12 protein-coding genes and 1 riboswitch are annotated in these 14382 nt (G+C 72.7%); of the genes, 3 read left to right on the forward strand and 9 right to left on the reverse strand.

Going from position 1 to position 14382, the window contains the following annotated elements:
• Position 1: 1 nt before the first annotated feature.
• The 3 genes from ACWCHM_RS07945 to ACWCHM_RS07955 form a co-directional block, all read right to left on the reverse strand.
• Positions 2 to 979, reverse strand: coding sequence for a ribonucleotide-diphosphate reductase subunit beta (locus ACWCHM_RS07945; RefSeq protein ID WP_281903002.1), 978 nt, complete (start codon positions 977 to 979; stop codon positions 2 to 4).
• Between the two features lie 53 nt (positions 980 to 1032).
• Positions 1033 to 3408, reverse strand: coding sequence for a ribonucleoside-diphosphate reductase subunit alpha (locus tag ACWCHM_RS07950; protein WP_204961512.1), 2376 nt, complete (start codon positions 3406 to 3408; stop codon positions 1033 to 1035).
• A 121-nt stretch (positions 3409 to 3529) separates the two neighbouring features.
• A riboswitch (cobalamin riboswitch) is annotated at positions 3530 to 3743 on the reverse strand.
• Between the two features lie 27 nt (positions 3744 to 3770).
• Positions 3771 to 4658, reverse strand: a complete 888-nt coding sequence (locus ACWCHM_RS07955) for a helix-turn-helix transcriptional regulator (protein WP_204961513.1) — start codon at positions 4656 to 4658, stop codon at positions 3771 to 3773.
• Positions 4659 to 4787: 129 nt separating this feature from the next.
• Between ACWCHM_RS07955 and ACWCHM_RS07960 the strand changes: the two genes are divergently transcribed.
• Positions 4788 to 5690 carry an oxidoreductase gene (locus ACWCHM_RS07960; RefSeq protein ID WP_454221892.1) on the forward strand — a complete coding sequence of 301 codons (903 nt, stop codon included), beginning with the start codon at positions 4788 to 4790 and terminating at the stop codon, positions 5688 to 5690.
• Positions 5691 to 5744: 54 nt separating this feature from the next.
• Positions 5745 to 6464, forward strand: coding sequence for a hypothetical protein (locus tag ACWCHM_RS07965; RefSeq protein ID WP_281896346.1), 720 nt, complete (start codon positions 5745 to 5747; stop codon positions 6462 to 6464).
• Between the two features lie 54 nt (positions 6465 to 6518).
• Here the strand turns inward: ACWCHM_RS07965 and ACWCHM_RS07970 are convergent, their stop codons facing one another.
• The 5 genes from ACWCHM_RS07970 to ACWCHM_RS07990 form a co-directional block, all read right to left on the reverse strand.
• On the reverse strand, positions 6519 to 7085 hold the full coding sequence (locus ACWCHM_RS07970; RefSeq protein WP_204961516.1) for a TetR/AcrR family transcriptional regulator: 567 nt from the start codon (positions 7083 to 7085) through the stop codon (positions 6519 to 6521).
• Positions 7086 to 7092: 7 nt separating this feature from the next.
• The gene (locus tag ACWCHM_RS07975) at positions 7093 to 9480 is read right to left on the reverse strand and encodes a PEP/pyruvate-binding domain-containing protein (RefSeq protein ID WP_454221893.1); all 2388 of its coding nucleotides are present in this window, start codon (positions 9478 to 9480) and stop codon (positions 7093 to 7095) included.
• 127 nt (positions 9481 to 9607) lie between these two features.
• Positions 9608 to 11398 carry a sensor histidine kinase gene (locus ACWCHM_RS07980; protein ID WP_421488038.1) on the reverse strand — a complete coding sequence of 597 codons (1791 nt, stop codon included), beginning with the start codon at positions 11396 to 11398 and terminating at the stop codon, positions 9608 to 9610.
• Positions 11395 to 12084 carry a response regulator transcription factor gene (locus ACWCHM_RS07985; protein ID WP_204961519.1) on the reverse strand — a complete coding sequence of 230 codons (690 nt, stop codon included), beginning with the start codon at positions 12082 to 12084 and terminating at the stop codon, positions 11395 to 11397. Before ACWCHM_RS07985 ends, ACWCHM_RS07980 begins: the two co-directional genes overlap by 4 nt.
• A 233-nt stretch (positions 12085 to 12317) precedes the next feature.
• Positions 12318 to 12875 (reverse strand): hypothetical protein, encoded by a 558-nt coding sequence (locus tag ACWCHM_RS07990; protein ID WP_454221894.1) that lies wholly within the window; start codon positions 12873 to 12875, stop codon positions 12318 to 12320.
• A 124-nt stretch (positions 12876 to 12999) separates the two neighbouring features.
• Between ACWCHM_RS07990 and ACWCHM_RS07995 the strand changes: the two genes are divergently transcribed.
• A complete protein-coding gene (locus tag ACWCHM_RS07995) occupies positions 13000 to 13590 on the forward strand; it encodes a DinB family protein (protein WP_454221895.1) in 591 nt (196 codons plus the stop codon).
• A 48-nt stretch (positions 13591 to 13638) separates the two neighbouring features.
• Here the strand turns inward: ACWCHM_RS07995 and ACWCHM_RS08000 are convergent, their stop codons facing one another.
• Complete coding sequence (locus ACWCHM_RS08000; RefSeq protein ID WP_454221896.1) at positions 13639 to 14307, reverse strand: DUF2306 domain-containing protein; 669 nt, start codon at positions 14305 to 14307, stop codon at positions 13639 to 13641.
• Between the last annotated feature and the right edge of the window lie 75 nt (positions 14308 to 14382).

A 14382-nucleotide genomic window follows, 5' to 3' on the forward strand; every position in this document is an offset into this window, starting at 1 on the left:
GTCAGAAGTCGTCGTCGAAGGTGACGCTGCCGCTGACCCCCACCTGGTACGCCGACACCCGACGCTCGAAGAAGTTCGACAGCTCCTGCACGTCCTGCAGGTCCATGAACGCGAACGGGTTCTGCGCGCCGTAGCGGGGCGCGATGCCGAGCTGGGCGAGCCGCCGGTCGGCGACGTGCTCCAGGTAGGACCGCATGTCCGCAGGCGACAGCCCCGACACGCCCTGGTCGAGCAGGTCCTCGGCGAACTGCACCTCGCACTCGACGGCCTCGGCGAGCATCTCGGTGACCTGTCGTTCCAGCTCGGCGTCGAACAGGTCCGGCTCCTCCCGCCGGGCGGTCTCCACCACGTCGAAGGCGAACGCCATGTGCATCGACTCGTCGCGGAACACCCAGTTGGTGCCCGACGCCAACCCGTTGAGCAGGCCCCGCGAGCGCAGGAAGTAGACGTAGGCGAACGCGCCGTAGAAGAACAGCCCCTCGATGCAGGCGGCGAAGCAGATCAGGTTGAGCAGGAACGCCCGCCGGTCCGCCCGGGTCCGCAGCTCCCGCAGCTCGAACACCGAGTCGATCCAGCGGAAGCAGAACTCGGCCTTACGCCGGATCGACGGGATGTTCTCGATGGCGGCGAACGCGGCGAACCGTTCCTGCTCGTCGGGGACGTACGTGTCGAGCAGGTTCAGATAGAACTGCACGTGCACGGCTTCCTCGAACAGCTGCCGGGACAGGTAGAGCCGGCCTTCGGGAGAGTTGACGTGCTGGTAGAGGTTGAGCACCAGGTTGTTGGCGACGATCGTGTCACCGGTGGCGAAGAACGCCACCAGCCGGGACACCAGGTGCCGCTCGGCGGGCGACAGCCGTTCCAGGTCGGCCAGGTCGGAGTGCAGGTCGACCTCCTCCACCGTCCAGGTGTTGCGGATGGCGTCCTTGAACCGGTCGAAGAAGTGCGGGTAGCGCATCGGCCGCAGGGTGAGGTCCATGCCGGGGTCGAGCAGCAGGTGCCGCCCGCCGGTGCGGGTTTCGTCGACGGTGGTCACTGGCACGCCTCGCAGCTCTCGGGGTTCTCCAGGGAACAGGCCAGCGCCTCGGCGTCGGCCGCGACGACCGGGGCGACGGTGACGGTGGCCTGCTGGATCCGGGTCGCCGGACGCGACCGCAGGTAGTATGTGGTCTTCAGCCCGGACTTCCAGGCGTGCAGGTACATCGAGGACAACTTGCCGATGGTCGGCGCGCTGAGGAACAGATTCAGCGACTGCGACTGGTCGATGTAGGGTGCCCGCGCGGCGGCCAGGTCGATCAGCGCCCGCTGCGGCAGCTCCCACGCGGTACGGAACAGCTCCCGCACCTCGGCGGGCAGGTCGACGATCCCCTGCACCGACCCCTCGGCCCGCTTGATCTGGTCGCGGATCTCCGGCGTCCACAGGCCGCGTGCCTTCAGCTCGCGTACCAGATAGGTGTTGATCTGGAGGAACTCCCCGGACATGGTCTCCCGCTTGAACAGGTTGGACACCTGTGGCTCGATGCACTCGTAGCAGCCGGCGATCGACGCGATCGTGGCGGTCGGGGCGATCGCCACCAGCAGCGAGTTGCGCAGGCCGTGCGCCGCGATCCGGGTGCGCAACGCCGCCCAGCGCGCGGTCTGGGTGGGCTCCACCCCCCACAGGTCCGGGTGCAGGTCGCCCCGGGCCGCCCGGGTCTGCGGGTACGCCGGGTGCGCGCCGAACCGTTCGGCCAGACCGGTCGACGTCTCCAGGGCGGTCAGGAAGATCTCCTCCTGGACCCGGGTGGACAACTCCCGGGCCCCGGCCGAGTCGAACGGCAGGCGCAGCGCGAACAACGCGTCCTGCAAACCCATCAGCCCCAGCCCGACGGGCCGCCAGCGCGGGTTCGACGCCGCCGCCTGTTCGGCCGGGTAGTAGTTGATGTCGATCACCCGGTCCAGGAACACCACCGCCGTGCGGACCGTGGCGCGCAGCTTCTCCCAGTCGACACCGTCGCCGGTGAGGTGCGCGCCGAGGTTGACCGACCCCAGGTTGCACACCGCCGTCTCGGTGTCGCTGTTGACCTCCAGGATCTCGGTGCACAGGTTGGACAGGTGGATCGTGTTGCCCGGCACGCCGGTCTGGTTGGACAACCGGTTCGACCGGTCCTTGAACGTCATCCACCCGTTGCCGGTCTGCGCCAGGGTGCGCATCATCCGCCCGTACAGGTCCCGGGCCTTGACCGTGCGGACCGCCTTCTTCTCGGCGACCCGGTACGCGGCGTCGAACTCCTCGCCGTACAGGTCGGGCAGCTCCGGGGCATCCGACGGGTCGATCAGCGACCAGTCGCCGTCGGCCTCGACCCGGCGCATGAACTCGTCGGGGATCCAGTTGGCCAGGTTGAGGTTGTGGGTGCGCCGGGCCTCCTCACCGGTGTTGTCCCGCAGCTCCAGGAACTCCTCGACGTCCGGGTGCCACGGTTCCAGATAGACGCAGGCCGCCCCCTTGCGCCGGCCGCCCTGGTTGACCGCCGCGACCCCGGCGTCGAGGGTTTTGAGGAACGGCACGATCCCGTTGGACCGGCCGTTGGTGCCTCGGATCAGCGCCCCCCGGCCACGTACCCGCGTGAAGGAGATGCCGATGCCGCCGGAGAACTTCGACAGCTTCGCCACCTGGTGGTAGCGCTCGTAGATCGAGTCCAGTTCGTCGCGCGGCGAGTCGACCAGGAAACACGACGACATCTGGGTGTGCCGGGTGCCCGAGTTGAACAACGTCGGGGAACTCGGCAGGTAGGCCAGCGACGACATCAGCCGGTAGAACCCGACCGCCTCGTCGGGCGTGCCGGACAGCCCGCAGGCCACCCGCAGCAGCCAGTACTGCGGGGTCTCCACCACCAGCCGTGACCGCGGGTGCCGCAGCAGGTAGCGGTCGGCCACCGTACGCAGTCCGAAGTACTCGAACCGCAGGTCACCGGCCGGGTCGACGGCGTCGTCGAGTTGACTGGCGTGCCGGGCCACGAACGCGGCGGTGTCGTCGGCGATCAGGCCGAGGCCGTGGGCGTACCGGATGGACTCGCTGAAGGAGGTCACCTCCTGCCCGCGGACCTCCTCGTCCACGTAGGCGGCCAGCAGCCGGGCCGCCAGCCGGGAGTACTGCGGTTCCGTGCCGATCAGCTCGGCCGCCGTCTGGATCGACAGTTTGTCCAGCTCGGCCGTTGTCGCCCCGTCGTAGAGGCCACTGATCGTCCGGGTGGCCACCCGCAGCGGGTCGACCTCGTCCAGGTCGGTGGCCCACCTGGCGACGGCCGTGACGATCCGGTTGACGTCCACCGGTTCGGTGTCGCCGTCGCGCTTGCGGACCCGCATCGCGGGCCGGCGTGGCTGCGCGCCGTCGACGTCGGACGGTGGGCTCTGCGCTGTGCTCGTCATGACCTCTCCTCGCTGTCACCGATGGCCATCGGGACGCGGGAGAACGCCAACGGGCGCGGCGCGACGGCCGGCCCGGGTGCTGGCGTCGGTCGTCCCGCGCGACCTCCGACCGCCGCGCGCAGCAGCGCACGGCGCACTGGCAGGTCTTCGGACTCGCGGGCGTGACCGGGGTCGGTCGCCTACTGGCCGTCGCTTCCCAGACCTCGCGGTCCAGTGCTCGATGACGGCGGTCGTTCCCACTTACCGCTGCGGGGCAGTCCCGGATTCCCACCGGGTTCCCTGTTGCCTCGACCGGACCACCGGGCCCGGCCGAACCAGCTGCGTGGCACACCATATATGGCGTAGATGGGGGAGAGGCAACACTAGATGTCGCGTCGGCGTGTCAGATAACTCTCACCCGAGCGGCCGGTGGCCCGCAGTGACGCCAGCAGCCGCAGCGCGTCGGCGTCGGCGCTGCCCGGCTCGGCGGTGAAGACCAGCATGACCGGGCCGGGGTTGCCGGGCAGCGGGTAGGTGTCCCAGTCCAGGACGATGTCGCCGACCTCGGGGACCTGGAAGGTCTTGGTGCCGCTGACCGAACCGCGCACGTCGTGCCGGGACCACAGCCGCCGGAACTCGGCGCTGCGGATGCTCAGCTCACCGACGACGGCGGTGGCCCGGGGATGGGTGGGGTCCGTGGCGACGGCGGCGCGCATCATGCCGATGTAGTCCATGGCCTGCTGCTCCCAGGCCGCGCAGCGCCGCACCGGGGCCGCCGCCTCGTCGAACATCAGCAGCAGCATGTTGAGCCGGTCCGGCGGGTGGTCCGCCGGGTCACCGAGCAGCGCCACCGCCCACGCGTTCCAGGCGAGCAGGTCCAGGTGACGGCCGAGTACCACCGCCGGGGTGTCCATCACGCGCAGCAACCGCCTGGTGCTCTCCGGCACCCGCTCCGGGCCGTGGTCGACCCGGGCGGGCACCGGCCGGCGGGCGGCGCGGGCCAGGGTGAACAGGTGCCGGCGTTCGTCGTCGTCGAGGCCGAGCGCGGCGGCGAGCCCGTCCAGCACGTCGTCGGACGGGCGAACCTCCCGGCCCTGTTCCATCCGCTGGTAGTAGTCGGTGCTCAACCCGGCCAGCAGCGCCAGTTCCTCGCGGCGCAGCCCGGTGACCCGGCGTCGGCCGCCCGGCTCCAGGCCGACGTCCCGGGGGTGCAGCCGGCCGCGCCGGGCGCGCAGGAAGTCACCGAGTTCACGGGCGTACGGATGGGTCATGTCGCCAGTGTGACGCGGCCCGGACCGGCGCGGGTAGGTCTGCGGGACCTAGGCAACCGGCTACGACGGAGTCCGCCCGGCCGGTCCGTAGCGTCGGTGCTCCCACCCCCGACCGCTCAGGAGCAGCAGATGACCTGGACCGCCGACCACATTCCCGACCAGCGTGGCCGCACCGTCGTGGTGACCGGCGCGAACTCGGGCCTCGGTCTGGTCACCGCCACCGCGCTGGCCCACCGGGGCGCGCAGGTCGTGCTCGCCGTCCGCGACACCGCCGCCGGCCGGCGGGCCGCCCGCAGCATGGGCGGCGACGTCGAGGTACGCGAGCTGGACCTCGCCTCGCTGGCCTCGGTACGGGAGTTCGCGGCGGCCCTGGCCGCCGACCATCCGAGGATCGACCTGCTGGTCAACAACGCCGGTGCGGTGCTGCTCGGCCCGCGCCGCACCACCGTCGACGGCCACGAGCTGCATCTGGCCACCAACCTGCTGGGGCACTTCGCGCTGACCGGCCTGCTGCTGGGCAACCTGGCCGCCGCGCGGGCGGCCCGGGTGGTCAGCCTCAGCTCGATCACCCACCGCAACGCACACCTGGACTTCACCGATCTGATGGTCGAGCGTGGCTACCGGGGTTCCACCGCGTACGGCCGATCCAAGCTCGCCACCACCGTCTTCGGCATCGAACTGGACCGCCGGCTGCGCGACGCCGGATCACCGGTGCTCAGCGTGCTGGCGCATCCCGGCGTCACCCGCACCAACCTGACCCCCCGGGCCTGGTCCCACCAGGGCCGGTCCGGCCGGGTGTTGGCCCGGCTCAGCCTGCTGGCCACCCAGTCGGTCGAGCAGGGTGCGTTGCCCCAGCTGCGCGCCGCCACCGACCCGGCGGTGCGCGGTGGCCAGTTCTTCGGCCCGGCCCGCCTCTTCCAGACCTGGGGGCCGGCCACCGAGGTACGGGCCAGCCGGGAGGCCACCGACCCGGCCGTCGGCCGTCGGCTGTGGACGACGGCCGAGGAACTGACCGGCGTGAGCTATCCCTGACGCAGGGCGCACTAGCATGGCTGCGGTCGGTGACGGCGGCGGAGACGAGGCGACATGGGATGGCTCGGGCGGGTGCTCGGCGGCGGGGGCCGGCAGGTCCAGGACGATCCGGTCCGGCAGGCGGCGCTGTCGGCCGAGGTGCGGCAACGCTTCGGCGCGCACCTGGCCGTCCGACCGTCCGACCAGGTGGCGGGGATGGTCCGGCTGCTCGACGACGGCGACGGCCTGGCAGTGGCGGCGGCGATCGTCGGTGAGTTCGCCGACGCGGCCCACGCGGACCTGTCGGCCCAGACGGCGGAGCTGTACCGGCGTACCGGTCAGCGGTTCCCGGTGGACCGGCGCAACTACCGGCCGCTGTGGCGTGCGGCAGGCGGCCGGCTGCACTGGCCGCTGTTCGCGTTGCCCGGCGGCCTGCACCCGTACGTGCACGTCGCCGCCGCCACCACGGTGGTCGGCACCCGGGCGGCGCAGTTCGTCCGGGCGACCGACCCGCATCCGCTGCTCGCCCGCCTGTTCGAGGTCCTCGACCTCACCACCTGCGGTTGGGAGTACGGCCGGGTGCGGGTGGACCACGACGGGGCGTCGCTGGTGGGTCGACTGATCTCGACCACCCGGGACGTCCGGGCGGCGATGAAGGAACCCCCGTCGCTGCCGCCGTCGGTGCGGGAACTCATGCGCACCAACCGGACGGTCGACGTCTTCGACCTCACCGGTGACCGGGTGGTCGGCACGATCAACGTGGGCGGCGAGCTGCGCCCGGCCCTGCTCACCTGACGTCACCCGGGGTGGACGCCGTCGGCGTCCACCCCGCTCCCGACCGGCGTCGGGTCAGGCGAAGAGCAGGTCCAACTGGTGGTCGAGGACCGCGGTCGCCCGCGCCGGGGTGTACTGCCCGCCGAGCAGGTACACCCCCAGCCCCTCCACCAGCGCCAGCAGTCCCGCCGCGGCGTCCGACGCCGGTGGACGCGGCAGCAGCCCGGCGATGAACTCCACCAGTTGCGCGGTGTCCGACCGCAGGCCGGGGGTCGCCGCCGGGTGCAGGGCGGTCCAGGAGAGAAACGCCAACGCCACCCGCCCGTCCGCGCGTGCCGCCTCGTCCAGCGGCAGCAACGCCGCAAGCAGGGTGCGCAGCAGCAGCCGGGGCTGCGGGTCCGGCCCGAGCGCCGCGACCGCCGCCTCGACCCGGGCCCGACCCCGGTCACGGACGACGGACAGCGCGAAGGCCATCATCTCCTCCTTGGTGGTGAAGTAGTGCTGCACCATGCCGGCGGAGACCCCCGCCTCGGCGGCCACGTGCCGCAGACTCACCGCCTCCAGACCCCGGTCGGCGGCGACCCGCATGAGCGCGTCCGCGATCAGCGTGCGGCGTTGACGGGGATCGACCTTCCTGGGCACCGGGGGCCTACCGTGCCGTGGTCACGGTGCCGGCCGCGCCGTCCACGGTGACCAGCTGACCGGTGACGATCCGTGCGGTGGCGCCCGGCACGCTGATCACGGCCGGGATGCCGTACTCGCGGGCCACCGTGGGGCCGTGCGCCATGATCGCGCCGGTCTCGGTGACCAGCGCCCCGGCGGTCAGGAACAGCGGCGTCCAGCCCGGATCGGTGGTGGCCGTCACGAGGATCTCCCCGGGTTCGAGGTGCGCGGTGGCCGGGTCGGTGACCACCCGGGCCGGGCCGGTCACCCTACCCGTCGCCGCTCCCACCCCCCGCAGCACACCGGCCCCGTCGGCGGGGGCCGGCAGGGTGCTCTCCACGTCGGTCCCGTCGGACAGCAGCGCCACCGGCACCACCCGACGGCGCAGCTCACGCCGGTGTGTCGCCCGGCGTCGGGCGACCAGCCCGGTCAGGTCGGCACCGTCGAGGGCCGCCTCGACCTCGTCGAGGGTGAGGAACATGACGTCGTCCGCCGTCGGGAACAGCGTCGCCCCGATGAGCAGCAACTGCTCGCGTACGGTCCGGAGCCGGTACAGCCCGGCGAACTTCCCGGCCTCCCGCAGCCCTGCCAGCCGTCGTGCCCGCCGCAGCAGGAGGACCGCGATCCGGCCCCGGACCGGGCGACGTCGGTGGACCCGGGCGGCCAGTTCGTCGAGCGCGGCCCCGGCTGCTGCGGCGGCCTCGGCGAAGCGCCTGTCGGGTGCCTGCGCGGGGTCGGTGAGCCGTAGGTAGTTGGCGATCGCCGCGAAGACCGGGGTGGGGTCCTCGGCCCAGCGAGGCACCCCGACGTCGGCCTCGGCCGCCGCGCGGTGGCCGTAGCGGGACAGGAACCCGGACAGGCCGATCTCGGGGAGCGCACCCCGCAGGTAGCGGGCCGAAAGCTCGGCCGGTGGCGTGTCGAGGAGCAGTTCGCGGTGCTCGCGGGCGGCGCTGGCCAGCGCCCACAGCGCGAGGTCCATCTCGATGGTCACGTTGTGCGGGACGCCGCGCAGCACGGCGTGTATCTCGTCCTCGGTGGCGACGCCCTTGAGCAGGTGGGTGGGCAGGGCCGAGGCGAGCATCCCGGCCACGATCGGCCAGGTGATGTCGTCGGCGGCACCGCCGTCGCCGTGGTCGCGGACGAAGCGCAGCCGTTCGTGGGCCGTCCGCAGCTGTGGCGGGGCCGTCGCCTCGTCCCGTAGCCGGTCGACGGCCGCGACCAGCCGCCGCCGTGCCGCGTCCGGTCGCGCCAGCGCCCGCAGGATGCCCCGCAGGGCCCGCAGCGCCGTGCCCAGCGAGGCGTCGGCCGGGCGGCGGCGGGAGTTGTGCCCGGACGGCGCGAACCGGGGGTCGCGCAGGACGTGTTCCATCACCGCCTGGGCGCGCGGCCCGAAATCGACGGCCATCAGCCGGACGAGCCGCCGGCGGCTGGCCGGTCGGCGGACCAGCTCGGTCAGGTCGCCGTAGAGCCGCCCGCCGATGTCCACGATCTCCACCCGCATGCCGAGCGAGGCGACCATGGCGGCGATCAGCTGGCGGAGCGTGGCCATGCCCATCGGGGTGACCGGTCGCAACATCCCCTGCACGTTGCCGAACTCGACGTACACCCGCAGGTCGTCGGTCTGCGGCGGCAGCGGGAACAGGGTGCTGACCGGACGCGACTGGAGCACCCACAGGGTCCCGTCCCGGTCGAGGGCCCACTCGACGTCCTGGGGCGCGCCGAAGTGCGCCTGGAGCCGCCTGCCGACGGCCCACAGGTCGTCGTGCCAGCCGGGCTCCGGCCGCCCCTCGGCGTCGCCGGTCGGACGGTGGGCCGGATCGGTCAGGACGAGGCGGGTCACGTCGGTGCGGCCGTCGACGACCGTCGTACCCGGGCCCGGCGCGACCTCGACGAGCATCTCGGTGCGGTTGCCGGTGACCGGGTTCGCCGTGTGGAGCACGCCGGCCCGGACCGGGGCGACCATCCGTTGCACCACCACCGCCATCTGCACGTCGGCGGGGTCGGTCCCGTGTGCCTGGCGGTAGGCCGCCGCCCGGCTGCCGTGCAGCGATTTCCAGCACGTGCCGATCGCCGCCACCAGGTCCGCCTCGCCCTCGACGTCCAGCACCGTGTCGTGCTGGCCCGCGAAGCTGGCGTCCGGCAGGTCCTCGTCGGTCGCGCTCGACCGCACCGCCACCGGGCCGTCGCCCAGCCGCGCGTACGCCGCCCGGACCTCGTCGCGCGGCACCACCCCGGCCCGGTACGCCTCGGTGGTCACGCAGAACCCCTCGGGCACCCGTTCGCCGGCGCGGATCAGCTCGCCGAGACCGGCCGCCTTGCCGCCGACCAGCGGGACCAGGCCGGCATGTGCCTCCGCCAGGGGGATCACCGACACCTGCGCCTCCCGTTTGCAATACGACTGCATTGCCAAGAAGGTACGCGGGTTGCAGTGCAACTGCAACGTAAAAGTCGGCGGCACCTGCACCCGGCCTCAGTCGGAAGGGACGGACGGCGGCGTGGCCTCAGCCCCGGGCCGGCACGACGATCGGCAGCCGGACGGTGAACGTGCTGCCCCGACCGGGGACGCTCTCGACGCCGATCGTGCCGCCGTGCGCCTCGGCGAGCTTGCGGGCGATCGACAGCCCGAGCCCGCTGCCGCCGGTGCTGCGGGTACGCGAGTCGTCCGCCCGCCAGAACCGGTCGAAGATCTTCGCCTGGTCGGCGGGGGCGATGCCGGTGCCGGTGTCGGACACGGCGATGGCGAGCTGGTCGTCGCGCACCTCCAGGCGCACGACGACCGACCCACCCGCCGGGGTGTGCCGCACCGCGTTGGCGACGATGTTGCCGACGATCTGGCGCAGCCGGGCCCCGTCGACCGCCATCTCCAGATCGGTGCCCACCGAGGTGCCCAGCCGGACCCCGGCCGCCTCGGCCGCGCCCCGGTGCGCCTCAACGACCTGCTCCAGCAGATCGGCCACGAAGTACGGTTCGCGGTGGATCCGCAGGTCACCGGCGTCGGCGGCGGCCAGGTCCCGCAGGTCGTCGATGATGTGCTGCAGCAGCAGCGCCTCGTCGAGCAGCAGGGTGAGCAGCTGCGTGTCGAGCTGCGCCAGACCGTCCTGCGCCGCCTCCAGCCAGCTGCGCATGTTGGTCAGCGGCGTCCGCAACTCGTGTGCCACGTCGCTGACCATGCTCCGGCGCAACGCCTCGGTCTGCTCCCGCCGGGCGGCGAGATCGTTGAGCGCGGTGGCCAGCATGCCGATCTCGTCGCGGGTGGTCACCGGCACCCGGGCCGGTTCGTCCATCGGCTGGCGGGTCGCGTCGGTGAGCGCCCGCAGCGGCCGGACCAGCCGCCGCCCGACCAGCACGGTGATCAGCACGGTGGCCACCAGCACCGCGCCGGTCACCTGGGCGATGCGGACCACGTTGGCCCGGGACAGGTTGAACACCGGCTCGGCGCCGCCCTGTGTCTCGTCGGTGACGAACAGCAGCGCCGGGGGTGCCACGTACGCCCGGAGCTGGGCCGTCCGGGCCTGCCGCAGGCAGCCGTCGATCTGCCGGTCGAAGCTGGCGTCGCGGCTCGGTACCGCGGTCCGGTCGGCCCGGATCTCGACCCGGGTCGGTGCGCCCAGCTCCCGCAGGCAGGTCTTGGTCAGGGTCTCCAACTGGGCGATCCCGGCGACCTCGCTCGGCATCGGGCTCGTCAGCTCGTCGGGCAGACAGAACCCGACGATGCCCCGGTCCTTCGGGTCGCTCACCTGTACCGAGGCGCGGCCGGCCGGATCCACCACGACCCGCGCGTCCGCCCGGGACTCGGCGCGTACGCAGCCGAGCTGCCGCTCGGCCATCTCCCGGGTGGTGTTGCTCTCCCGCTTGGTCAGCCGGTACGGCCCGACCGCGCGCGGATCGACCCGCTCGGTCCCGCCGGTCAGCCCCAGGTCGACCTGCAACGGGTCGACGGTCGCCGACGGCCGGGCGGTCTGCAACGACGGGCCGTCCGGTGCGGAGTCGGCGATCACCTGCCGGTCCGGGGTCATCAGGGTGATCCGCCGTTCCAGCCGGTCGGCCCGCTCGGCGAGCACCGCGTCGACCCCGGCCCAGTCCCGGTGGGTCGCCGCGTGGTCCAGCAGCGTGTCGTAGATGCTCTTGTCGTCGGCGAGCGAGCGGCCCTGTTCCTGCCGGATCGCCCGCGTGGTCGACTGCACGGCCAGCCAGGTCGTCGCCAGGATCGCGCAGACCGCCACCAGCAGCGAGGTGGCCAGCAGCCGCACCACCAGGCTGCGGTGCAGGGGGACCCGTGGCTGCCGGGTCACGGCGTGCCGGCGCTGAGCTTGTAGCCGACGCCGTAGACGGTCAGCAGCTGCTGCGGCCGGCGCGGATTCGCCTCGATCTTGCGGCGCAGGTTCATCACGTGGACGTCGATGGTGCGTCCGGTCGACTCCCGGTCGACGCCCCGGGTGTGTTCGAGCAGTTGTACCCGGCTGAACACCCGGCCGGGCTGCCGGATCATCGCGGCGAGGATGGCGAACTCACCGGCGGTGCAGTCGACCGTGGTGTCCCCGGCGGTGACCAGGCGTCGGGACTCGTCGACGGTGAGCCGTCCGAGCCGGTGCACCGGTGACTCCTGGGGCGTCGTACGCACCCGCCGCAGCAGGGTGCGCACCCGGGCCACCAACTCACGCGGGCTGTACGGCTTGGTCATGTAGTCGTCGGCGCCCAGGTCCAGCCCGCGCAGCAGGTCGTCCTCGGCGGACCGCGCGGTCAGCATCAGCACCGGCACGTCCGACTCCTGCCGCAGGATCCGGCAGACCTGCATGCCGTCCAGTTTCGGCAGCATCACGTCGAGCAGGAGAAGGTCGAACGCCTGCTCCCGGGCCTGGCGCAGCGCGGTCTCGCCGTCGGCCACGACGGTCGCCCGGTGGCCCGCTGCGGTGAGGTAGCGGCGCAGCGCCTCGGCCTGCCGCGGATCGTCCTCCGCGAGCATCACGTGTGCGCACATGCTGGGGAATATAGAGCAGGTCAGGGGGGTCGAGGATCGGGCGGAAGGCGGTGACACCGGGCACCTCCCGGTCGGTGCGCAGCTCGGCGGGCGGGTGGCGGGGAGAACCGACGATCGTGAGAAAAAGGTCATGTCCGGTCCTGACCGGTTCCTGACAAACCGCTGGCACGATCGCCAGCGGACGACCGTCGGCGACGTCGCCCGGGGGAGGGCGACGCCGCCTGGTGGTACGGCTACTTGCGCTTCGCGGCGACCTCGCGTTCACACGCCGGGGAGTACTTCAACCCCTTGGAGATCGACTCGGAGTCGTTGTTCTTGCCGCCGAAGGCCCAGCCCGTGCCGTCGGCGCCCACCTCGACGTACCGGACGCCCTTGTCCTTGAGGCACTTCACCACGTCCCGGGCGAAGTCCTTCGCCTCCGGGTTGGCCGGGTCGAACTCCCACGGCGGCAGTGGCATCAGATGCTCACACGCCTTGCCCGCCTTGCTGGTCCCGTCCGCGCCGGTGCCGTCGCTGCGCCGTCTGGTGACGTCGACGCCGTGCTCGCTCAGGCACTTCATGTACGGTTTGAGGCGTTCCTTCTTGTCCTCCGGGGTGTCGTCGAGGCGTTCCCGTGGCCGCTCGGCCTGTGCCGGCGTCGCCGACACGGTGGGGGTGGGCGCGCCGGTCTGGAGGGTGGCCACCTCCGCCCCACCGGTGCTGCCGGCGGCGGGTGGAGCCTTCTCGGCGGTCGAGCACCCGCCGACCAGCAGTACGCCGCTGCACAGCGCAGCCATCAGTTGCTTCCTCATCGTCCCGCCTCCGGTCAGCTCTGCGGCGATCCCGCCGGGGCCCAGCATCACCGTCGACTGTCAGGAAGCTGTTTGCCGCGACGGGCCCGCCCTCGTGTCGTACCGGTGGGGGAGACTGCCGGGCATGACGGAACGGGACGATCCGAAGGCGGCACTGCGGCACTACCTCCAGGCCACCCGCGACGACCTGGTGTGGAAGCTGGAGGGGCTCGACGAACGCGAGGCCCGGCTGCCCCGCACCGCCACTGGCAACAACCTGCTGGGTCTGCTCAAGCACTGCCTGAACGTCGAGGCCGGCTACTTCGGCCCCACCTTCGGCCGGGAGTTCCCGTCGCCCGACGAACTGGTCCCCATGGCCGCGTACGACGAGGAACCGCAGGCGGACTGGTACGCGCGGGCGGACGAGACGAAGGACGGCCTGATCGACCTGTACCGCCGGGTGGCCGGGTTCGCCGACCAGACGATCGCCGAGTTGCCGCTCGACGCGCCGGGGCGGGTGCCGTGGTGGCGGCCGGGGCACCAGGACGTGACCCTGCACCAGATCATCATCCACGTGACCTGCGATCTCGCCCGGCATGCCGGCCACGCCGACATCATGCGCGAGCAGCACGACGCGACGGTCGGCTGGCGGCGGGAGAGCCCGCAGGTCATCGACGACCAGCAGTGGCCGGCGTACGTCGCCAAGCTGACCGCGCTCGCCGACCGGTTCGCCTGACCCGCCGACCGGCCAACCCCGGAGGGGACGGTCCCGTCCCGTCTGCGCTCAGCCGGTGGCGGCGAGCGTCGTCGGGCGGGTCGCCGGGACCGTGCCGGGCCGCCGCCTGCGGATCAGCCACTCGGCGACGAGCAGGTTGAGCGTCCAGGCCGCCCCCATGAGCAGCGCCCGGGACAGCTCGGTCGTCGGCCCCACCGCCAGCGCCCAGGTCGACAGCAGCACGCCCTGGGTGCCCGCGCCCTGCGCGACCGCGTAGCCCCGCATCATCCAGGCCCGGTGCTGGGGCAGCCGTCGCCGCCGGACGGCCACGAACCCGGCGGCGACGGCGACGAACATGCCGGCGGCGAACAGGTAGCGCAGCACCATGAGCAGCGGGCCGTCGCCGGCTGGCAGCGGATAGGTGGCGTTCATCCACCACCCGGTCGCGGCCACCACCAGTCCACAAACGACAAGCGCCCGGCCCGCCCGGCGGTGCCAGGCCCGGTGACGCTGCCGGAACCCTGGGGCGAACTGGAACGCCCCCAGCAGGCTGAACGTGACGGCGGCGGCGATGTGCAGCAGCACCGGGACCGGCGCGGCGAAGAAACGTTCGTTGGCGGCGGTCACCTCGGCCCCACCGGCGAGGGCGGCCACCCGCAGCGCGCTGCCGAGGGTGGGCAGCGCGCTGAGCGCGATGAGCCCGGTGAGGAGGGGCCAGTCCCGTCGTCGCGTCGTCATGATCCGAGCATGGCGACCTGACCCGGCCGGCTCATCGGTCCACGGGCCGCCGTCGTGCCGGCCGATGGTCGGGTT

It is taken from the genome of Micromonospora sp. SCSIO 07396 (assembly GCF_053667945.1).